Here is a 20,612-nt window from a genome sequence, read left to right on the forward strand (position 1 = left end):
TTTCTACACCTTCTCTTTCACATTTTTACCGAGGATACCAGCAGGTCTTACCAAAAGAATAATGATTAAGACAGCGTAAACAATAGCATCACGGTAACTTGAGAGGTTAACCGAAATTGATAATGTCTCTAAAATACCAATAACAAATCCACCAAGAGCAGCACCTGGAATGATTCCAATACCACCAAGAACAGCAGCGACAAAGGCTTTAATACCAGGCGTCATCCCCATAAGCGGCTCGATTGAATTATAATAAAGTCCAATCAAAACACCAGCGGCTCCTGCAAGCGCTGAACCAAGGGCAAAGGTAAAACTGATTGTTGAATTAACATTAATCCCCATCAATTCAGCTGCATCGCTATCAACAGATACCGCACGCATGGCTTTACCCATTTTTGTCTTTTGAACAATCAATTGCAAAGCAACCATCAAAACAAGTGAGACAAGCAAAATCAACAATTGAATGTTAGTCACCGTCACAGGACCAAGCTTATAGCTAACAATATCAATAGCCTGCGGGAATGAACGTGTATTGGCTCCCACAAAGAAAACCATACCGTACTCAAGCAAGAAAGAAACACCGATAGCTGTAATCAGGGCAGCAATACGAGTTGAGTGACGCAAAGGACGATAAGCCAAGAATTCAATAACCATTCCGATAAAGGCTGTCGCAATCATTGTCACAATCAGCGCAAGCCAAAAATTCATATGAAGTGTGCTGATCGCATAGTATCCAATAAAAGCACCCAACATGTAAATATCGCCATGTGCAAAGTTAATTAATTTAATGATCCCATAAACCATGGTATAACCCAAGGCAAGCAAAGCATAAATACTTCCTAGAATAATACCATTAACCAGTTGTTGGGGAAGTTGTTCTAAAAACATAAAATACCAAACTTTCTAGTCATGTGATATAAAAACAAATAACAAATCAAATAAGTTTTATTTTTTAATTTCAACGGCGTCTGCTGAAGCCTCAGCTCCATCTTTCATGGCAACCATCAAAGCTGTTTTGATTGGATTGTGTTTTTTATCAATGGTCATTGTACCAGTCACACCATCAAAATCTTTCAAGCTAGCAAGGTTATCAGCAATGTCAATTGAAGTTTTAGCATCTTCTGCTGCTTTTGCAATCATGTAAACAGAATCATAGGCAAGCGCCGCAAACATATTTGGTTCTGAACCGTATTTAGCTTTATAAGCTTTAATAAAGTCTGTTGCTTTAGCTGAAAGTGCTGTTTTCGTTGAATAACCAGATACGTAGTAGACACCGTTTGTGTTTGCTTTACCAGCCAAATCACCAAAGCTATCATCGTTGAAACCATCAGGTCCAAGGATTGGAACACTGATGCCCATATCACGCGCTTGTTTTGTGATAATACCAGTTTCAGTGTAATAACCAGGCATTACAATGGCATCATAATCCAAGTTTTTGATTTTTGTTAAAGCAGATTGGAAATCTTTATCTCCTGAAGCAAAAGTAGCTGTTGTGACAATATCACCCTGATATTTTTTCTTGAACTCTTCTGCAATTCCTTTAGCATAATCACTTGAATTGTCGTAATAAAGGACAACTTTTTTAGCATTCAAATTACTATAAGCATACTGAGCTAAAACCTGACCTTGGAAACTATCTTGGAAGGTTGTACGGAAAACATATTTTTTAACACCGTCAACCGTATCAAGCGTTAGGTCATCTTGAGTTCCACTTGGTGTCAACAAAGGAACACCTGTTTTTTGGGCATTCAAGCTTGCTGCAGCAACCGCACCAGAAGTTGCTGGGCCAATCATGGCATTAACTTGACTCTGAATAGCTAAGTTAGTTGCAGCGGTTGAAGCTTCTGCATTTTCTGACTTGTTGTCTTTTGTGACAAGCTCAATTTTTTTCCCATCAACACCGCCAGCTTTATTAATCTCTTGAACAGCGAGTTTAACCCCGTTGTTTTCTGCATTACCGTATGCAGCAACTGTACCAGTCAATTCAAGATTGACACCAACTTTAATGGTATCACCAATTGTTGTACCAGTAGCATTTGCAGTCACATCTGGAGACTTACTGCAAGCCGCTAAAGCGATTGAGGCTAAAAAAGTTAGCGCTGTTAGCGCAATCTTTTTATGCATAAGACGTTATCTCCTTATTTTCTAATAAAAAGTCTATTCAAAGAATACTGATTTTTCTGAAAATTTAAACTATTCTTTGACCACTTCTAAGTTATTCAAGATAGTATTATATCAGAAATGTGCCAAGTTGCCCACAAAATCTTGATCAATATTATCAATTTCTGATAAAGAAACGGCTTTCACGAATTTTAGAGCTGAAATTTCTTCAACAATATCCGCTGCTTCTTCTTTATTAACATATAAAACCTGATAATGTAATTTTCGTGAATGGTAAAGAACATCGCCGTATTTGTTTAATTTTCTAGCATCACGGTTATAGTACAAATAAACGATAATTCCCTGACGTTCCTGCTTTTCAAACATCTCTCTTTCCTCCCTTACTACAATTCTGATGGTGTGATTTATGGGGTGCCAAAGGCAAGCCAGTATCGACAAAAATCGTTGGGGAAATCACTGCTGAAATTTCCTGAGTTAAGTCTGCTAAAATCGCCTGAACAGCAACTTCATTTTGCCTTAAGGCACTTACGGTACTGTTCAAATCAAGCTCTCTTTTTTTCTGCAATAGCTGACGACGTAACTCTTTTACTTCTGGGCGAAAGGCTGCGTAATCTTTCACTTCCTCATAAGATTGCTTTAAGTCTTGAAAGTCTGAAATACTTTCTTGTAAAGCCGTATCAGCCAAAAAAGTTCTTTTAATCTCCAAATAAGCTTGTACAGTATCCAAGGCTAAAAAGGCTTTCGCAACCTCATCGATTGCCTCATCAATTTCAAATAAGTGTTCATCAATTGCCAACATAAATCGATTATACCACAATTAGCCGCAAATGTATCCCTGCTCTGCTTGCACAAAAAAGGGAGTGGGACAGAAATCGGTAATTTCGAAGAAATTCGATTTTTCAGCAAATCTTGGTTTCTTGTTGCTGACCTAAAGCAGTTCACTGAACTGTTTTACTCCTACCACGGAAAGCTGAGCAGGGTTGTAAAAGTTGATTTATCAACATACTAGAACCCACTCAACCACTGCGCCTGAAAAAAAATATACTTTCACAAGCAAAAAGGCCGAGATTTTTTATCTCAGCCTCCACTTTGTCTATAAACAAATTAGTTCAATTCGTTGTTAACCATAATTTCATCGATAAAGCCGTATTCAAGTGTTTCTTGAGCGCTCATCCAGTTATCACGTTCAGCATCAGCGTGAACTTTTTCCAAACTTTGACCTGAGTTGTCAGCCAAAATTTGTTCCAAGTTTTGACGTGTTTTCAAAAGGTGTTCAGCAGCAATAGCCATATCGCTTTGTTGAGTACCGCCACCAGTACCACCCATTGGTTGGTGAATCATGTATTCAGCGTTTGGCAACATGAATCGTTTACCTTTTGTACCTGATGAAGCAATGATTGTTCCCATTGATGCTGCCATACCCATAACGATAGTTTGAACATCTGATTTAATGAAGTTCATTGTATCTACAATAGCAAGACCAGCTGAAACTGATCCACCAGGTGTATTAACATAAAGGTAGATATCTTTTGTATTATCTTGTGCATCAAGGAATAATAGTTGAGCAATGATAGAGTTTGCCATATTGTCTTCAACTGGTCCAGTCAACATGATGATACGATCTTTCAAAAGACGTGAGTAAATATCATATGAGCGTTCACCGCGGCTTGTTTGTTCAATAACTACAGGAATCATATCGTTTCTCCTTTACTAGGCTAGAAAACATAGATATAGCATCTCAATGCTACTTTTTCTTGCCCTTGTTTTAAATATTAACCTGAGACTATTATAGTCAAATGGTCAAAAAAGGTCAAATGAAAAATTTTAATATTCGACTTTTTCCTGAAGTAAAACAATAGAACGGCTTTTTTTCGGTTGATAAATGGTTAAAAGGACACCGACAAAAATCAAAACCGTTCCCAAAAAAGCTAAACCGCTCAGCAATTCTCCAAAGAAAATAAAAGCAAAAATAGCTGTAAAAATAGGTTCTAGTGTAAACATGATACTAGTAAATTCCGCACTGACATATGATTGAACGATTGTCTGCATCACCCAACCATATGCTGAACAAATAAGCGCCAAACCTAACACTGAAAACCAAACAATATTTGAATGTGGCAAAACAGGTGTCTCAAAAGCAAATGTTCCTATTAAAGCGTACAAACTAGAAAAACCTAATTGCCAAATTCCTAGACTCATCGGATCTACCTTCTCGACAAAGTGTTTAGAAAGAATAATGTAAACAGCATATAAAGTCGCAGATACCAAGCACATCACAGCACCCAGATTGAATTGTGACAAGTCAGCACCTGTTAAAAGATAAAGCCCTGATAAAACAATCAAAATCGCTATTATCGTTTTTATATCAGGCATTTTTCGAGTGACAATAGCACGTAAGGTAGGAACAATCACCACTGTCGTCGAAGCCAGAAAACCAGCCGTCGAAGCTGACGTATCAATGACCCCAACAATCAAAAAATAAAAAACAGCAAATAATAATATTCCTGCAAAAGCACTATAAGCCATCAATTTCCAAGAAAATGTTTCTTTCAAATGGCGATAAAAAATTAATACTAAAGCCAAAAAAGCTAACCCACAACGCAGAGCTACTAATTCAATGGCTGGAATTTCAGAAGCCCCAAGCGCCATAAATAGATAAGACATCCCCCACGCAAGAGGAACGGTCACTGAAAAAAGTTTAGCATGTTTTTGAACCATGAATTTCACCTCTCACTTCCTAATATCTTGTTTTATTATAAGGTGATATTGGATATAAGTAAAATTAAAGTATATAATAGAAACATAAGTTTTACTTATTGAAAGGTATCAATATGATTTCAAAATATGCTATTTTCTGCTCAGTTATCGAATTAGGGTCATTCACTAAAACCGCACAGCAATTAAACTACTCACAAAGTGCCGTTAGTCAGACCATCAAAAATCTTGAAAAAGAAATTGGGACTTGCTTATTAACACGTGGTCACGAGGGCGTCAATTTGACCAAAGACGGTCAAGCTCTCTATCCCTACTTCCAGCAAATTGTTCAGGGGGAAAAGCAGCTAACCAAAAAAATCGAGGAATTACAAGGGCTCAATAAAGCTGAAATCCGCATTGGCATCTTCACCTCTGCTAGTCGAAATTTTATTTTACCCTTTATTAAAGACTTCAAAGCCAAACATCCTGCAGTCAATTTCGTTCTTAAGCAAGGGGATTATACCAGCATTCACCAATGGCTAGATACAGGACAAGTTGATTTAGGTTTCACGCATATCGATTATGTCGGACAATTACAATCCCAAGTCCTTTACCAAGATTGTCTTTACGCTGTACTGCCTAGCAAACACCCTCTAGCAAAACAAGATAACGTTTCGCTGGCTGACTTAGCTAAGACAGAATTGATTCTACTTGACGAAGGGGAAAACAGCCTAACACGCGCTGCCTTTGCCAAGGCTAACATCACGCCAAATTTCACTTATGAAATTTATGATGACTACACTATTTTGGAGATGATTCGACAAGATTTAGGGGCTAGTCTTCTTTACGAAAATTTTCTCGATGGCTTGACACTTGATGATTTAACCATTCGTCACATTAGCGAAAAGCCATTTCGGACTATTGTGCTTGCTTGGAAAAATTGGCAAACTCTTCCTTTGGCAGCTCAGGAATTCGCTAAAACCATTTCAAGTAAAATGAACGATTAATTTGACTAAAAAGAAAAGGCTTGTGTTCCTAAACTGGAACGCAAACCTTTTTTTATTAAGCCTTTAACTTATTATTTTGTACCAAACAAACGGTCACCAGCGTCACCAAGACCTGGTACGATGTAACCATTTTCGTTAAGTTTTTCATCAAGAGCAGCTGTGTAGATATCGATATCTGGGTGAGCTTCTTGAAGAGCTTTAACACCTTCTGGAGCAGCTACTAGACAGATAAATTTGATATTAGCTGCACCGCGTTTTTTAAGAGAGTCAACTGCCAAGATTGCAGAACCACCAGTTGCAAGCATTGGGTCTACAACAAAGATTTGACGTTGATCGATATCTTCTGGTAATTTCACAAGATATTCAACGGGTTGCAAAGTTTCTTCGTCACGGTACATACCAATGTGACCAACTTTAGCCGCTGGAATAAGGCTCAAGAAACCATCAACCATACCGATACCAGCACGTAGGATAGGAACAATTGCCAATTTTTTACCAGTCAATTGTTTTTGAGTTGTTTTTGTGATAGGTGTTTCAATTTCAACATCTTCCAAAGGAAGGTCGCGAGACACTTCATAACCCATAAGCATTGCGATTTCGTTAACCAATTCGCGGAAATCTTTAGTTGAAGTTGTTGTGCGACGTAAAATTGACAATTTGTGTTGGATTAGCGGATGTGAGATAACTTGGAATTTTCCCATGATTGTACTCCTTTATACTGAATTTAGTCTAACCTTACCAATTATAGCAGAAAATAAGGAAATTTGCTAAAAATTTATGACGAATGTCACATTTTTATCCAAAATTGCCAAAAACATCACAAAAAAAGCAGGCTTCAGCCCGCTTTTCTTATTTTCCAAAGACTTCAGCAATACGCTTGCTAGCTTCCTTAATGGTTTCAAAAGGCGTCGCAGCATTCAAGCGTGCAAATGTCTTTCCTTCTTTACCAAAATGCGCCCCATCATTTAAGACCACTTTGGCTTCTTTTTGCAATTTTTCCCCAAGTTCAGGTTGCTTAATGTCATAGGCAGAGAAATCTAACCAGACCAAATAGGTTCCTTCTGGCTTCATGACCTTGATTTTAGTATGCTTTTCGAGATAATCTGTCAGATAATCTACATTTTCTTCAATCACTTTTTTGAGTTCTTCTAACCAAGGTTTACCATATCTAAAAGCTGTTTCAGTAGTAATCATACCAATGGTTGGAACTTCGTGCTGGTTATTTGCCAACTGCACACGCTGAAATTTTCGACGAAGGTCTGGATTTTGGATAATCGCAAAGCTGTTTTTAGTTCCAGCAATGTTAAAAGTTTTTGTAGCTGAGGCCAAAACAATGGCAAAATCTTTGAAAGAGTCATCAACAGTATTGAAGGAATGATGCTTGTGACCAAAGAGCGCTAAATCTTGGTGAATCTCATCCGAAATTAAAATCACACCGTGTTTGCGACAGAGGTCTCCAAGTTTTTGCAACTCATCACTTGACCAAACGCGTCCGCCAGGATTATGTGGACTACAAAAAACATAAAGTTTAACTTGATTTTCTACGATGTCTTTTTCCAGTTGATCAAAATCAATCTCAAAATGCTCATTTTTAATCTGCAAAGAATTTTCAACTAATTTACGATCATTAAGACGAATGGTTCTGGCAAAAGGATAATAAACTGGCGAATTAATCAAAACTGCATCACCTTTTTCAGTAAATGCCTGAATGGCTACCGAAATGGCAGGTACAACACCATCAATAAACGAAATATCTTCTTTATTAATTGCATAGCCGTGCTCTTCTTTTTCCCAATCAATGACAGCTTGGTAAAGAGAATCTTTAAAATAATTATAGCCAAAAATGTGTTCTTGACCGTAATCAATGATAGCTTGTTTGATTTCTGGAACTGGCAAGAAATCCATATCTGCCACCCATAACTGAAGCAAATCGGGATTGTTTTCTGAGCTCTGCCATTTGTAAGTAAATTGTTTCAAACGATTTGGTCTAGTTGTAAAATCATATTTTCCCATACTATCCCTCCAAAGCATTTTTTAAGTCGTCAATCAAATCCTCAACATCTTCGATACCGATTGACAAGCGCAGCAAATCATTCGTCAAACCATAAGATAAGCGAACATCCTCTGGAATATCGGCATGGGTTTGTGTTCTTGGATAAGTAATCAAGCTTTCCACACCACCAAGACTTTCTGCAAAGGTAATGATTTGAAGGTTATTGATGATGTGAGGAATTTTTTCTTCATCAACTACTTTAAAAGAAATCATACCACCTTTTCCAGTATAAAGCACTTCTTTAACAGCTGGTGAGTTTTTCAAATACTTCACAATAGCATGAGCATTCTCAGTAGCTTTTTCCATGCGAAGTTTGAGCGTCTTAAGTCCTCGCATCAGCATGTAAGAATCAAAAGGAGATAGGGTTGGTCCTGTCGTATTAAGGTTATAAAAGAGCTTATCATAAATGACTTGATCGCTGGTAATCACCACACCAGCCAATACGTCATTATGCCCTGCTAAATATTTCGTCGCTGAATGCACCACGATATCCGCACCAAGAGCAATCGGATTTTGGTAAATCGGACTATAAAAGGTGTTATCTACCACTAACTTAGCACCATTTGCATGAGCAACTTCAGCAACTTTAGCGATATCAAATTCAATCATCAAGGGATTGGTTGGTGTTTCAAGATAAACAATATCTGTCTCTTCGGTGATTGCATCTAGAAGCTCCGCTTGAGTATTAGCATAAGAAAAAACAAAGCGTCCTTCTTTTTCTTTGTCATTAAACCAGCGAAAAGAACCGCCATACAAATCACGCGCGGCAACCACTTTTGCTCCTACTGGAAAAATTTCAAGCGCTAAAACAATGGCACTCATACCTGATGACGTCGCTAAAGCATAATCAGCTTTTTCAATTGCTGCAAGGGTCTTTTCAAGGGTTGCACGGGTTGGATTTTTAGTTCTCGTGTAATCAAAGCCCGTTGATTTTCCAAACTCTGGGTGCTGATAGGTGGTTGAAAAATGAATCGGTGCTGCAAGAGCTCCCGTTGCTTCATCCGACTTAATACCAGCATGGGCTAAAATAGTAGCCAATCGACAGTCACTTTTCATAATAATTCCCCTTCTCATCTCAAAACATAACGTTCATTCAAAATTTATAGACTATATTCTAACATTTATTCTCAAAAATTAGTGTGCTTTTGCTATTCTAATTCCTGATAGTTAGCTATAAGAAAAAACTATAACTTATTGAATGAAAAACAGCCCAATGGGCTTGATTCGCTCCTCTATTTCTAGGCTCATGAAAAAACAGCCTACTGGGTTTAATTCGCTCCTCTATTTCTAGGCTCATGAAAAAACAGCCCACTGGGCTGTTTTTTTATTCTAAATGGAGTTTTTTACGTAGTGTTTTTGCTTTATTACCGATTAATTTATCAAGTAAATGTGTTGCTAAGGCTAAGAATCCATAGACAGCAACTCCAAGTGCTCCCATAAGAACAAGGTAAATCACACTACCAAGACGAGTGGTTGGACTGATGATAAAGTGAAGTCCAAATGTTCCTAGTGCAACAACAATTCCCATGATAGCCGTCAAAATGCAAACTAATAGAATGCCACGCCACAAGGCTTTACGATTAAACTGTGTTACAGCATGAATTTGATTGAACATCAAAATAATTGGAATCATCAAGCCAATTGCTGTTGATAAAAGTGGTCCATATGCTTTGAATAAAAAGATAAACGGCACTTGTAAAACAATCTTAACTACCAAACCATAAGCAAAATAATTGATGGCTTTGCGATTTTCAAAAAGAGCTTGTAGCATTGGTGCAAGCAAACTATAAAGAGCTAAGAAAATAACTTGAATCAAAGCTACAACAAATAGCCATAGGGCATCATTATTTGGTGCACCATAGAAAAGAGTGTAAAGTGGCTGTGCCAAAATAATAGCTCCCATCATTGCCGGCAAAAGCACCATGCACAACATCTGCAAACTATTAATCACCAAATGAGCAGCAGCTTTTTTATCTTTATTAACAAAATTCTCTGTCAAAAGCGGAATTCCTGCACCACCGATAGCAGTCGCAAGCGAGATTAAAATCATTGTTACCTTGTTTGGGTTACTTGATAAGTAAGCATACAAGATTTGCAATTCTTTCAAACTATGTGAAGTGAAAAGTTTCATTGAGTTAATGAAAGACCATTGGTCAACCAATTGGAATAATTGGATGGCTGCACCCGTAATGATAAATGGGATAGCTTCTTTTACGGTTTCAATGATAATGGCATTAGCATCAATGTCAATTTCCTCAGTTTCCTTCGCTAAAATAGCTTGAAGTTTTCCTTCCTTCCAAAGGAAGAAAATCAAAACCATGACGCTGGCAATCATTCCAATGAAAGCTGCAAATGTTGATTGAACAACCGCTGAAACGTAATCTCCAGAACCAATTTTCATAATCATGAAGGCTGTCAATAACATCCAAATCACGCGGATGACTTGTTCAGCGATTTGGCTCATGGCATACGGTTTTAAATTATTAAACCCTTGGAAGAAACCACGAAGCACACTCATTGATGGAAAAAGTAAAACTGCCCAAGACAGACTCTTCATGACGCGAATCAAATCGTCGCCACCACCACTCCAAGCAGCTTGAATTGGTGCTCCAAGATACATAATAGCCGCAAAAATAAAGCCGAGTACCAAGGTTAATTTTAAAATTTTACGTAAGAGATAATAGCTTGTCTCTTCCTGACCAAGCGTATTATACTTAGACACTTGCTTAGCTATTGCCACGGGAATCCCTGCTGTTGAAATAAGTAGGAATACCGCATAAATATTGTAGCCCATTCCAAAAAGTGCATTGGCTTGTTCAGCATGAGTCCCCATCCAAGCATACCAAGGAATAATGTAGAAGGCACCCAAGAGACGACTGATGAAGTTTGAAGCTGTTAACCAAGCAGCTCCACGCACCATCTGCTGTTGCTGTGTCACGTTTGTTTTGTTTTCAGACATAGTATTCTTCCTAATTTTAAAAATAAGCGTTACATTTTATTATAAACTTTTGCTTGTGACTTGTAAAACATAGACATTAAGTCTAAAATAGAGTGTATGATTACACTTGAAAAAACCCTCGAAATTCTGAAAAAAGACCATAATTTCCGCGAAATCATCTTCCACAATCAATACAGCCTGACTTGGAAAGAAAATCCTAGCTTTTCAAAAATCAGTTTTGACAGTCGTGATGTCGACAGTTCAACACTTTTCTTTGCTAAAGGGGCAACTTTTAAAAAAGAATACCTTGAACAAGCTATCCAAAAAGGCTTACCTTTTTATGTCAGCCAAGTTGATTACGAACTTGATATTCCTGCGATTATCGTAACAGATATCAAAAAAGCCATGAGCCTGATTGCTATGGAATTCTACGGTCACCCCGAAGAAAAACTAAAAATCATTGCCTTTACTGGAACTAAAGGGAAAACAACTGCGGCTTACTTTACTTACAACATTTTGAAACAAAGCCACAAACCAGCCATGTTTTCAACAATGAACACAACGCTTGATGGTAAGACATTCTTCAAATCAAAATTAACCACACCTGAAAGTCTTGACCTCTTCAAGATGATGGCAACTGCTGTTGATAATGGCATGACTCACCTCATCATGGAAGTATCTAGCCAAGCTTATCTTGTTGATCGTGTTTACGGCTTAACTTTTGATGTAGGAGCATTTCTCAATATCAGCCCAGACCACATTGGACCGATTGAACACCCAACATTTGAAGATTACTTCTATCACAAACGTCTGTTGATGGCAAATAGCAAAGCTGTTGTTGTCAATGCTGGTATGGATCATTTTAAAGTCGTTGCTGAGCAAGTGGCTGACCTTCCACATGATTTTTACGGTAAGGATTCTGATAATACTATCGAAAATGGCAGAGCTTTTGACTTTGACGTGACAGGAAAACTGGCTGGACACTATGACATCCAACTCATTGGTTCCTTTAACCAAGAAAATGCACTAGCTGCAGGTCTTGCTTGTCTTCGTTTAGGAACAAGCCCTGAAGACATCAAAAAAGGAATCGCTGAGACAAGCGTACCAGGTCGTATGGAAGTCATTACTCAGGCAAATGGCGCTAAAGTTTTCGTTGACTACGCTCACAACGGTGATAGCCTTGAAAAATTATTATCTGTTGTTGAAGAACATCAAACTGGAAATCTTCACCTCATTCTTGGCGCTACTGGTAATAAAGGTGAAAGTCGTCGTGCAGATTTTGCGCGTGTTATCAATGCTCATCAAAATCTCAATGTCATCTTAACAGCTGACGACCCGAACTACGAAGACCCACAAGCTATTGCAGACGAGATTGCCAGCCAAGTCAATCGACCACTTGAAATCGAAGTCGACCGTGAAAAAGCTATCGCAAAAGCTATGTCACTCACTCAAACCGCTGATGATGCGGTTATCATTGCTGGTAAAGGTGCTGATGCTTACCAAATCGTTAACGGTGAACGCACAGCTTATGCTGGTGATATGAACATCGCCAAAAAATACCTTAATTAAAACGATTACAATTACTATTTAGAATTATTCTAATTAATTAAAATTTTATAAAAATATTTTTAAAAAAGGCTTTTCAGAGGCCTTTTTTCTTGTTACAATGAAAAAACAATTCTCGATTTTTTTGAGACTTGTAACTACATTCATTTTTTCGAGAAAGGAGGCCACCATGTCAGAAATTCGTGCTAAACATATCTCTATCGCTTATGATGATAAAACGATTATTCAGGATTTATCAACCAAGATAGCTGACGGGAAAATCACTACAATCATCGGGGCAAATGGCTGCGGTAAATCAACCTTACTAAAGGCTTTGACGCGGATTCAAGCGGTAAAAACTGGGCAAATCTTAATTGACGGCAAAGCCATCGCTGACTTGCCAACCCAAGAAATTGCAAAGCAAATTGCCCTGCTCCCACAAATGCTTGAAGCTACTGAAGGCATTAGCGTCTATGAACTCGTATCCTATGGACGTTTTCCTCACCAAAGTTATTTTGGGCAATTAACCGATGAAGACAAGGCTAAGATCAAGTGGGCAATGGAAATGACCAAAATCACTGACCTTGCTAATAAAAAAGTCGATGCTTTATCAGGTGGGCAACGCCAACGTGTCTGGATTGCCATGGCATTAGCTCAAGATACTGAGACGATTTTTCTTGATGAACCGACAACTTACCTAGATATGAATCATCAATTGGAAATTTTGGAATTGCTGAAAAAACTTAACCAAAAAGCCCATAAAACCATCATCATGGTTTTGCACGATTTGAATTTATCAGCGCGTTTTTCTGATAACTTAATTGCCATGAAAAACGGTGCTATTTGCTATCACGGTCAGGTTGAAGAGGTTATGACAACTGACATTTTAAGAGATATTTTTAGCATCGAGGCACGGATCGTTCGAGATCCGATTCATAACTGTCCTATTTTGCTGACTTATCAGCTCACATAAATTTCAGGAGACCTTAGACATGAAAAAGTTTTTTGTCGCTTTAACAACATTTCTAGCAACGCTTATGCTGGTTGCTTGTCAAAATAACTCATCAACTTCAGATAGTACTGAACTATCAAGCATGCCTAAAATCACAGGATTTTCTTATCAAGGCGATATTCCTAAAAATCCTAAAACAGTCGTTAACTTTGCTTACTCTTACACTGGCTACCTTCTTGAACTAGGTGTCAATGTCTCAAGTTACTCACTAGATTTGGAGAAAAATAGCCCTGCTTTTGGAAACAAATTAGCTGACGCGGTGAAATTAACCTCAGATGATACCGAAGCAATTGCTGCGCAAGAACCAGACCTTATCATTGCTTTTTCAACTGATGAACACCTCAAGGAGTTAAAAGATATTGCTCCCGTCTTAGTCATTGAATATGGTAAGAGCGATTATCTTGAAATGATGACTAACCTTGGAAAAGTCTTTGACAAAGAAGACAAAGCTCAAAAATGGCTTGATAATTGGAAAACAAAAACCGCTAAAGCTAAAGAAGAGCTTGCACCATACCTTGATGCCTCAACAAGCTTCACTGTTATGGATTTTTATGACAAAGCTATCTACCTCTATGGTAATAACTGGGGACGTGGAGGCGAATTGATTTACGATTCACTTGGCTTTTCTGCTCCTGAAACTGTTAAAAAAGATGTCTTCTCAGCTGGTTGGTTTGGTATTTCACAAGAAGTACTTGCCGATTATGTCGGTGACTACCTTGTGCTTAATGTCAGCCAAGATACCAAAGACGCTGCTGCTTCCTTAAAAGAAAGTGATGTTTGGAAAAATATTCCAGCGGTTAAAAATCAAAAAGTACTTGAAGTTGATGAAAATCTCTTCTACTTCTCTGACCCAATGTCACTTGATAAACAATTAGAAACTTTCACAGCAGCCATTAAAAAAGCCAACAGCTGATGATTATGACTCCCTTCTCTGAAAAAGGAAATCTCATGAAAGAAGCTAACTTTCTTATTCAGAAAAATAAGCCAAGTCGTCCTTGGCTTGTTTTTTTCAGCATTGCAATACTTTTTATTCTGGGCTGTTATTTAAGCCTGCGTTTTGGGGCGGTTGCTTACACTAATCAGCAAGTCCTCAGTGTTTTAAGAGCACCGTTAACTGATTCAAGCCTCCAAGACGTCATTTTTGATTTGCGTTTACCAAGAATCTTTGCAGCAATATTAGTTGGGGCAGCTATGGCTCAAGCTGGCAGTATCATTCAAGGTGTGACAAGAAATCCCATTGCTGACCCTGGGCTTCTTGGAATTAATGCAGGAGCTGGGCTAGCCTTGATTGCTGGTTATGCCATTTTTGGTAGCATGCACTACAGCATGACACTCTTTCTTTGTCTGATTGGTGCTAGTCTTTCAGCTTGCTTGATTTTTGGGATTAGTTACCATCCTCAAAAAGGCTACCAACAAACCCGACTCATTTTAGCGGGAGCTATGATTTCGACTCTCTTTTCATCTTTAGGTCAAGCTTTCAGCTTGTATTTTGATTTGTCAAAAGCTGTGATTGGCTGGCAAGCTGGTGGACTCGCTCAGACCAATTGGAAAATGCTTGCCATCATTGCTCCTTTTATCCTAATTGGTCTGGTCTTAGCGCAGCTAATGGCTCATCAATTGACCATTCTCTGCCTTGATGAAACCGTCGCTAAAGCTTTAGGACAAAAAACGCTAGCTACTACCATTAGTCTGCTCAGCATTGTTCTTATTCTATCAGCAGCTGCTGTTGCTTTGGTGGGAAGTCTTGCATTTCTTGGTTTGATTATCCCTCATTTTTTAAAACTCTTTGTCGCTAAAGATTATCGTGTCATTCTTCCACTCACAGCATTTGCTGGCGCGACTTTCATGGTTTGGGTTGATTTGCTTAGTCGAGTCATCAATCCTCCAGCCGAAACACCTCTTAGCGCCATTATCAGCATTGTTGGGCTTCCTTGCTTTCTTTGGTTGGTCAGAAAGGGGGAAAATCTATGACGTCTAAGCAAAAACGAACAAGCCAATTACTTCTCCTTCTTCTTTGCTTGCTAATTGTTTTCCTGCTTTCTTTATCCATTGGTTACGTTAACACATCCTTTTTCAAAGTTCTTCAAGTCTTTTTAGGGCAAGCTGATACCACAATGTCTTTGATTGTTTTCAAAATCAGGCTTCCTCGTATCTTAGCTTGTATGCTTGGTGGGGCTTCTCTTGCCATGTCAGGAGTCTTGTTGCAAACCCTAACTAAAAATCCTCTGGCTGATTCTGGAATTTTGGGAATTAATGCGGGAGCTGGCTTAGTCATTGCTATGATGGTTGGCGTGCTAGATATCACAAATCTTACTAACCTAACACTCATGCCTTTCTTAGCCATGCTTGGTGGTTTCTTAACAATCAGCATTGTCTACGCCGTTTCTCACCGTAAAAATCAGCCAATTCAACCAACTCGCTTAATCATTTCAGGTGTAGGGATATCAAGTTTGCTTTCAGGTGTTATGGTGTCTGTCGTTGCCAATCTTGATATCGGGAAAACCGATTATGTTGTCTCATGGTTAAGTGGCAAAGTAAGCGGTGGAAACTGGCAATTACTGGCTATCATGTCACCTCTTCTAGGGATTATTTGGGGAGTGACTTTATGGCGCAGCTACCGTCTAAACATGATGATGTTTAGCCAAGAAACGAGCATCACTCTCGGTCTTGACCTAAAAAAAGAACGACTTTGGGCTCTTACGCTCTCAACATCTTTAGCCGCATTTAGCGTTGTGCTGGTGGGGAACATTACTTTTGTCGGCTTGCTTTCTGGTCACATCACGCGCCGCTTATTTGGAAATGACCACCGAATCGTCCTACCTGCTAGCATGCTGATTGGTATGATTTTAATGCTGATTGCAGATACCATCGGACGAAGCCTACTTGTCGGGACAGGTATTCCAACAGGACTGATTATTTCAGTAATTGGAGCCCCTTATTTCCTTTATCTCATGATAAAAACAGCAACATAAAAATCTGGGAACTCCCCAGATTTTTTTTGCTTTATTTACTTGTAAAAATCAACGTCTCTTTATCAAATGTCATGTTCAATTGGTATTTGCCTTGATCATTTTTGCGAATGTAATCCATTTTTTCCAAAGCTTCCACAAAAATATCTGGTCGTTTTTGAGCGACTTCGTCTTTTCTTGCAAATTTCAATAGAAAAGTAGTCATGTATTTCAAAGCGTATTGCGGATTAACATCTCCAAGCAAATCAAACAGAACTTCTTGTGCTTTTGACATTGGCAAATTCTCAGCTAGTTTGAAAAAGTAGTTAGAAAGCGTCAATTCATCTCGAACAATGCTTGTTTTTTCAACAAGAACCAAGTCATTTGTCTCATTGTCTAGACGTGTTTCAAAAGAAAGTTTCTTCAACTCAGCATATATTTGGCTCTCATCATCCACAAAAATCTGACTGTCTAAACTGATATTTTCAAGAGAGTTAAGCAATTCAAAACCAATTGTATAGCGTTTGTTATCACGGATAATATAACCTGCTTGGACATATTCCTCAATCAAACGATCAATTTTTGGCACTTCTTGAAATTTAGCTTTGATTTGACGCAAGGTCACATCATCTGTCTGATACAAAAAGTTAACTAAATCCTTAAAAAAAGTTTGTCGTGTTAATTTATCTGGATTAAAAATGATAATCATGTAATTCTCCTAAATATTGTAAATCCTCTGATTGCGATAGCTGGCTGGGATTGGTTCCTGCTTGATTTAAAGGCACAGCAAGTCCCAATTTATCGTAATAGGTCTGCCAAAAGTCTGAAATCACGTGCTGGTCATCCCCAAATTGCATGGGAATGGTCTTAAAAATTGGCAGAATTTCTGCAATATATTGCGAACAATAATAAGTGCCATTATCTGGATAAAAACTATCATTATAAGGTTTTCCAAGTAAAGCCTTGGCTGCCACCAGAACTTGGTCTGGATTGATTTTGGGATAGCGATAAACCGAAACAAGCTGTTCATGTGTAAGCAAAAACTCTCTAAGATTTTCTCTGACAACACCTTTATCTCTTGTCGCATGGTAAATCATTTGATTAAAATAAATCGCAACATGGCTGTACTGTCCTGTCGCCTGCTGGATTGCCTGGGACATGGCTTGATTATCGCGCATAAAAAGCAAGTCACCAGCTTGCAAGTCTTGTAGTTTCATATGTTAATTGTAACAAAAAACAAAGTGTCCTGCTATAAGAAGATTTGCTACGACATTTATGAGGACTTATCTTTAAAGAAATTTTTAAGTCTGTGCTATAATGCCAGTATGAAATTACTTATCCCTAACGCTAAAGAATTAAATACTAATCAAGACGCTTTTGCCAACCAAAACTTAGAATCAAAAAGCAGAGACATTCTTGAGACCATGCTAGATTACTCTGTAGAAGATTTGGCTAATTTTTACAAAATCAATCCAGTCAAGGCTGACCAGGAATGGCTGCGCTGGCAACGAATTGCTAACAAAGATGCCAGATATTACCCAGCTTGGATGCTTTACGACGGACTCATGTACCGTTACTTAAAGCGTCAAAATGTCAGCCAGACTGAGAAAGATTATCTCGATAAGCACCTTCGCATTGCAACAGCTTTTTACGGTCTAATCAAACCGACAGAACTGATTGCACCACACCGACTTGACTTTCAAGGCAATCTCAAAATCAACAATACCTCATTAAAACAATTCTGGCGAGAAGATTATGACAAAGACGTTCAAGATGATGACCTTATCATCTCACTTCTATCATCAGAATTCGAGCAGGTCTTTTCACCAAACATCCGTAAGCGCATGATAAAAGTTATCTTTATGGAAAATCGATCTGGCAAACTCAAAATCCACTCAACCATTTCTAAAAAAGGACGAGGACGCTTGGTTTCACTCATGGCTGAAAAGCAAATTGAAACACTTGATGACCTCAAAAAATTAACTTTCGACGGTTTCTCATTTGCCAAAGACCATTCAGATGACAAAACCATCACCTTTATCCGAGAGGAAGAATAAAAAGCAGACAAGAGAACTTGTTTGCTTTTTGTTTTGCTATTTTCTATAATAATATGCTTCTGCAGGAAAATCGACAAATTGTTGCCCAGCAATCAACCTTGATTGGGAAGAATCCGAATGATCTCCTTTGGGATTTTTGACACCAGTAGGGTAAACTTCAATAGCAAATCCACCGGGTGCACCGTTAGCTGCACCACATGCTAAGGTAACTGTTCCATAAGAACTTTCTCGTGGCGAACTAATATTCATTCCTTCAAGCATTCCTTCATCATTAAATTCAAAAGTTTGCCCTCTACCATTTTCCCATGTTCCAGCTAATGATGTATAATCTCCATTAAGTATCTGATTAACATCTAAATCATCAGAATTTGCTTGTTCAGATACTAATGGTTGCCAATCAAGTACACTAAAATTAAATGTCTCTTTATTTTTTACATCAAAGTAATCCGTTAATTCTACATCTTTACCAATCGGTACATTAGTACTTTTTACAATATCAACACCACTATTATCTCTTCTTAATTGATACTGGGTATCTTCCATTTCTGTTCCTGTTGACGTCCACTTAGCAGTAATAATCGTTCCATCTGTGTAAATATTTGCAGCTTCTCGATAACCACCACTTGATGCAACATAACTTTGTGCCAAATAGTCAGCTACTCCGTTATTATCATAATAAAGAGCCGCAAATTCAACTGTTTCCGTAGACTCCCAGTATCGTCCAGAAAATAGTTCATCCTGACCATTCCCATCGATATCATAATAAGCGTAATGCGTCGCTGGAGTATCACTTGTATCATTTCTAAGTTTTTCTAACACAACATCATAAATGCTATTATCACTAACTCTTTTTTTATCAGATGCCGAAGTAGATGAAGATGAGCCAGTATACCAATTTCCTGGTACTTTCTGATTACTATTTTTCTTAGAACATGCACCTAAAACTAATAAAGTAATAACAATTAATAGAATTCTCTTTTTCATTTATAATTTCCTTCCATGTTATTGACGATAATAATAGTAATCATTAGATAAATGATAAACACCATTCTGAGTTGGTACAATTCGTGCTTTAGAAATATCAGACTTATCTCCTGATGGATTTTTAAACCCAACTTTAAATAGTGCCAATAAACCACCAGTGAAACCATTCCCCATTCCTATATAAGGAATGCCATCATTTTCATATCTAAAAACACCTTGCAAGCTTTCTTCACCTGTGTTCCCATTTACTGTACTAGTAACAGATCCATCAGCTCGAATAACAAGAGTATCACCTTTTCCGTTACGCCATGTTCCGGCAAGCGATTCGTAGTTTTCATCCTTTATCTCTTCCAAATTAATATCATTGGCTGATTCTAGCTCAGCATCATAAGCTAATTGAGTTTTTAGAGCACCAGACCAAGCATAACATTTCTGACCATCAATATTAACTTCCCACCAAGTTGAGTTATCATCAACTGATTCTCCACTAACATAATCTAATACTTGAAGAATATCACCCTTTTGTTTTTTAGTAACAACATCAGCTGATAAGCTTGGTTTTAAACGTAAGTTCAATACATCTACACTAACAACGTAGTTAGCTTTTTCAGGTTTAGCATGAAAATAAACTTGTAATGCTGATTTTACCTCTTCATCTGTTGTTAATACTTTATTACCATCATCATTAGTATAACCATAAAGCACTACCTTGGTTTCATCTTTTACAGAATTAACGTTGCCATTAACACGTTGAAGTTCTTGAACAGGAATATCTATCGTGATTTTAACACTTGGAACAAGTTCTACTCGACTAGGTTCTTCTCCATTTACAGTCATATTTCCTGATGTAACATAAGTTTGTACAGTATTAGAATCCTCATAATCTTCGATTGTATACTGTCCTTTTAAAGGATTTCCAGCATTAAATGCCATCAATTCTGCGCCAGCTCTACATAAAGTTGCAGTACCATCATTATTCAAGACTATCCCACATGTCATCAAGGTTGAAGCATTTGATGCAACATAATAATAACGATAATTTAAAAACCAATCAGAATAATCTTTTTTCTCTTTTGTTACATTCTTAGACTCGACAACTTCTCTTGTGCCATGGCTTGTTTTTCCTTTACTATCATTTGATTGTTGATGACACCCAATTAAAATAAAGCAACAAAATAAAAAGATGACTTTTTTCATATTAATATCTTTAATTTTTTATCTCCTCAATATACAAAGCATACAAAAAGGCGACT

21 protein-coding genes are annotated in these 20,612 nt (G+C 37.9%); 7 read left to right on the top strand and 14 right to left on the bottom strand.

All coding sequences use genetic code 11. The annotated features are described in order from the left end of the window. Positions 1 to 3: 3 nt before the first annotated feature. The 6 genes from E0E02_RS00595 to E0E02_RS00620 form a co-directional block, all read right to left on the bottom strand. Positions 4 to 888, bottom strand: coding sequence for a branched-chain amino acid ABC transporter permease (locus E0E02_RS00595; protein WP_074626290.1), 885 nt, complete (start codon positions 886 to 888; stop codon positions 4 to 6). A gap of 57 nt (positions 889 to 945) precedes the next feature. Beyond that, entirely contained in the window at positions 946 to 2,124 is a 1,179-nt protein-coding gene (locus E0E02_RS00600) for an ABC transporter substrate-binding protein (protein ID WP_133017546.1), read from the bottom strand. Positions 2,125 to 2,235: 111 nt separating this feature from the next. After that, complete coding sequence (locus E0E02_RS00605) at positions 2,236 to 2,487, bottom strand: YlbG family protein (protein ID WP_020917301.1); 252 nt, start codon at positions 2,485 to 2,487, stop codon at positions 2,236 to 2,238. Beyond that, on the bottom strand, positions 2,480 to 2,920 hold the full coding sequence (locus E0E02_RS00610; RefSeq protein WP_133017547.1) for a YlbF family regulator: 441 nt from the start codon (positions 2,918 to 2,920) through the stop codon (positions 2,480 to 2,482). The genes E0E02_RS00605 and E0E02_RS00610 overlap by 8 nt, the downstream gene beginning before the upstream one ends. 305 nt (positions 2,921 to 3,225) lie before the next feature. Next, complete coding sequence (locus tag E0E02_RS00615; RefSeq protein WP_039696423.1) at positions 3,226 to 3,816, bottom strand: ATP-dependent Clp protease proteolytic subunit; 591 nt, start codon at positions 3,814 to 3,816, stop codon at positions 3,226 to 3,228. Positions 3,817 to 3,945: 129 nt separating this feature from the next. Beyond that, the gene (locus E0E02_RS00620) at positions 3,946 to 4,839 is read right to left on the bottom strand and encodes an EamA family transporter (RefSeq protein ID WP_133017548.1); all 894 of its coding nucleotides are present in this window, start codon (positions 4,837 to 4,839) and stop codon (positions 3,946 to 3,948) included. A 113-nt stretch (positions 4,840 to 4,952) separates the two neighbouring features. On the opposite strand from E0E02_RS00620, the gene E0E02_RS00625 reads away from it, so the two are divergent. Further along, on the top strand, positions 4,953 to 5,822 hold the full coding sequence (locus E0E02_RS00625; RefSeq protein ID WP_133017549.1) for a LysR family transcriptional regulator: 870 nt from the start codon (positions 4,953 to 4,955) through the stop codon (positions 5,820 to 5,822). 71 nt (positions 5,823 to 5,893) lie between these two features. On the opposite strand, the gene upp is transcribed toward E0E02_RS00625, so the two are convergent. The 4 genes from upp to E0E02_RS00645 all read right to left on the bottom strand — a co-directional run bounded on the left by upp (position 5,894) and on the right by E0E02_RS00645 (position 10,834). After that, positions 5,894 to 6,523, bottom strand: a complete 630-nt coding sequence (upp, locus tag E0E02_RS00630; protein ID WP_021142946.1) for a uracil phosphoribosyltransferase — start codon at positions 6,521 to 6,523, stop codon at positions 5,894 to 5,896. Between the two features lie 148 nt (positions 6,524 to 6,671). Next, a complete protein-coding gene (locus E0E02_RS00635; protein ID WP_133017550.1) occupies positions 6,672 to 7,835 on the bottom strand; it encodes a MalY/PatB family protein in 1,164 nt (387 codons plus the stop codon). A 1-nt stretch (position 7,836) separates the two neighbouring features. After that, complete coding sequence (locus E0E02_RS00640) at positions 7,837 to 8,931, bottom strand: cystathionine gamma-synthase (RefSeq protein WP_133017551.1); 1,095 nt, start codon at positions 8,929 to 8,931, stop codon at positions 7,837 to 7,839. A gap of 268 nt (positions 8,932 to 9,199) precedes the next feature. Beyond that, a complete protein-coding gene (locus E0E02_RS00645) occupies positions 9,200 to 10,834 on the bottom strand; it encodes a polysaccharide biosynthesis protein (RefSeq protein WP_133017552.1) in 1,635 nt (544 codons plus the stop codon). Between the two features lie 96 nt (positions 10,835 to 10,930). Between E0E02_RS00645 and E0E02_RS00650 the strand changes: the two genes are divergently transcribed. The 5 genes from E0E02_RS00650 (at position 10,931) to E0E02_RS00670 (ending at position 16,342) form a co-directional block, all read left to right on the top strand. Continuing rightward, positions 10,931 to 12,382, top strand: a complete 1,452-nt coding sequence (locus E0E02_RS00650; protein ID WP_133017553.1) for a UDP-N-acetylmuramoyl-L-alanyl-D-glutamate--L-lysine ligase — start codon at positions 10,931 to 10,933, stop codon at positions 12,380 to 12,382. A 166-nt stretch (positions 12,383 to 12,548) separates the two neighbouring features. Then, the gene (locus E0E02_RS00655; protein ID WP_133017554.1) at positions 12,549 to 13,331 is read left to right on the top strand and encodes an ABC transporter ATP-binding protein; all 783 of its coding nucleotides are present in this window, start codon (positions 12,549 to 12,551) and stop codon (positions 13,329 to 13,331) included. A 19-nt stretch (positions 13,332 to 13,350) separates the two neighbouring features. Beyond that, entirely contained in the window at positions 13,351 to 14,283 is a 933-nt protein-coding gene (locus tag E0E02_RS00660) for an ABC transporter substrate-binding protein (RefSeq protein ID WP_133017555.1), read from the top strand. 35 nt (positions 14,284 to 14,318) lie between these two features. Beyond that, positions 14,319 to 15,341 carry an iron ABC transporter permease gene (locus E0E02_RS00665; protein WP_133017556.1) on the top strand — a complete coding sequence of 341 codons (1,023 nt, stop codon included), beginning with the start codon at positions 14,319 to 14,321 and terminating at the stop codon, positions 15,339 to 15,341. Further along, a complete protein-coding gene (locus E0E02_RS00670; RefSeq protein WP_133017557.1) occupies positions 15,338 to 16,342 on the top strand; it encodes an iron ABC transporter permease in 1,005 nt (334 codons plus the stop codon). Before E0E02_RS00665 ends, E0E02_RS00670 begins: the two co-directional genes overlap by 4 nt. 31 nt (positions 16,343 to 16,373) lie before the next feature. Here the strand turns inward: E0E02_RS00670 and E0E02_RS00675 are convergent, their stop codons facing one another. Both E0E02_RS00675 and E0E02_RS00680 read right to left on the bottom strand, forming a co-directional pair. Then, positions 16,374 to 17,027 (bottom strand): DUF1803 domain-containing protein, encoded by a 654-nt coding sequence (locus tag E0E02_RS00675; RefSeq protein ID WP_133017558.1) that lies wholly within the window; start codon positions 17,025 to 17,027, stop codon positions 16,374 to 16,376. Further along, entirely contained in the window at positions 17,011 to 17,535 is a 525-nt protein-coding gene (locus E0E02_RS00680; RefSeq protein WP_133017559.1) for a YiiX/YebB-like N1pC/P60 family cysteine hydrolase, read from the bottom strand. Before E0E02_RS00680 ends, E0E02_RS00675 begins: the two co-directional genes overlap by 17 nt. Before the next feature lie 108 nt (positions 17,536 to 17,643). Between E0E02_RS00680 and yaaA the strand changes: the two genes are divergently transcribed. Continuing rightward, a complete protein-coding gene (gene yaaA, locus E0E02_RS00685) occupies positions 17,644 to 18,375 on the top strand; it encodes a peroxide stress protein YaaA (RefSeq protein WP_133017560.1) in 732 nt (243 codons plus the stop codon). A 36-nt stretch (positions 18,376 to 18,411) separates the two neighbouring features. On the opposite strand, the gene E0E02_RS00690 is transcribed toward yaaA, so the two are convergent. Continuing rightward, entirely contained in the window at positions 18,412 to 19,359 is a 948-nt protein-coding gene (locus E0E02_RS00690) for a DUF6287 domain-containing protein (RefSeq protein ID WP_133017561.1), read from the bottom strand. Between the two features lie 18 nt (positions 19,360 to 19,377). Beyond that, complete coding sequence (locus E0E02_RS00695) at positions 19,378 to 20,340, bottom strand: DUF6287 domain-containing protein (protein ID WP_240789003.1); 963 nt, start codon at positions 20,338 to 20,340, stop codon at positions 19,378 to 19,380. Between the last annotated feature and the right edge of the window lie 272 nt (positions 20,341 to 20,612).

The sequence above is a fragment of the Streptococcus sp. KCJ4932 genome (assembly GCF_004352745.1).
Lineage (GTDB): Bacteria > Bacillota > Bacilli > Lactobacillales > Streptococcaceae > Streptococcus > Streptococcus ruminicola.

Excerpts from the sequence above, each read along its gene's own strand:
- E0E02_RS00690 (WP_133017561.1), bottom strand. The coding sequence starts at position 19,359 with ATGAAAAAGAGAATTCTATTAATTGTTATTACTTTATTAGTTTTAGGT.
- E0E02_RS00620 (WP_133017548.1), bottom strand. The coding sequence starts at position 4,839 with ATGGTTCAAAAACATGCTAAACTTTTTTCAGTGACCGTTCCTCTTGCG.
- E0E02_RS00595 (WP_074626290.1), bottom strand. The coding sequence starts at position 888 with ATGTTTTTAGAACAACTTCCCCAACAACTGGTTAATGGTATTATTCTA.
- E0E02_RS00645 (WP_133017552.1), bottom strand. The coding sequence starts at position 10,834 with ATGTCTGAAAACAAAACAAACGTGACACAGCAACAGCAGATGGTGCGT.
- E0E02_RS00665 (WP_133017556.1), top strand. The coding sequence starts at position 14,319 with ATGAAAGAAGCTAACTTTCTTATTCAGAAAAATAAGCCAAGTCGTCCT.
- E0E02_RS00640 (WP_133017551.1), bottom strand. The coding sequence starts at position 8,931 with ATGAAAAGTGACTGTCGATTGGCTACTATTTTAGCCCATGCTGGTATT.
- yaaA (WP_133017560.1), top strand. The coding sequence starts at position 17,644 with ATGAAATTACTTATCCCTAACGCTAAAGAATTAAATACTAATCAAGAC.
- upp (WP_021142946.1), bottom strand. The coding sequence starts at position 6,523 with ATGGGAAAATTCCAAGTTATCTCACATCCGCTAATCCAACACAAATTG.
- E0E02_RS00615 (WP_039696423.1), bottom strand. The coding sequence starts at position 3,816 with ATGATTCCTGTAGTTATTGAACAAACAAGCCGCGGTGAACGCTCATAT.
- E0E02_RS00660 (WP_133017555.1), top strand. The coding sequence starts at position 13,351 with ATGAAAAAGTTTTTTGTCGCTTTAACAACATTTCTAGCAACGCTTATG.
- E0E02_RS00670 (WP_133017557.1), top strand. The coding sequence starts at position 15,338 with ATGACGTCTAAGCAAAAACGAACAAGCCAATTACTTCTCCTTCTTCTT.
- E0E02_RS00625 (WP_133017549.1), top strand. The coding sequence starts at position 4,953 with ATGATTTCAAAATATGCTATTTTCTGCTCAGTTATCGAATTAGGGTCA.
- E0E02_RS00610 (WP_133017547.1), bottom strand. The coding sequence starts at position 2,920 with ATGTTGGCAATTGATGAACACTTATTTGAAATTGATGAGGCAATCGAT.
- E0E02_RS00655 (WP_133017554.1), top strand. The coding sequence starts at position 12,549 with ATGTCAGAAATTCGTGCTAAACATATCTCTATCGCTTATGATGATAAA.
- E0E02_RS00600 (WP_133017546.1), bottom strand. The coding sequence starts at position 2,124 with ATGCATAAAAAGATTGCGCTAACAGCGCTAACTTTTTTAGCCTCAATC.
- E0E02_RS00680 (WP_133017559.1), bottom strand. The coding sequence starts at position 17,535 with ATGAAACTACAAGACTTGCAAGCTGGTGACTTGCTTTTTATGCGCGAT.
- E0E02_RS00635 (WP_133017550.1), bottom strand. The coding sequence starts at position 7,835 with ATGGGAAAATATGATTTTACAACTAGACCAAATCGTTTGAAACAATTT.
- E0E02_RS00605 (WP_020917301.1), bottom strand. The coding sequence starts at position 2,487 with ATGTTTGAAAAGCAGGAACGTCAGGGAATTATCGTTTATTTGTACTAT.
- E0E02_RS00650 (WP_133017553.1), top strand. The coding sequence starts at position 10,931 with ATGATTACACTTGAAAAAACCCTCGAAATTCTGAAAAAAGACCATAAT.
- E0E02_RS00675 (WP_133017558.1), bottom strand. The coding sequence starts at position 17,027 with ATGATTATCATTTTTAATCCAGATAAATTAACACGACAAACTTTTTTT.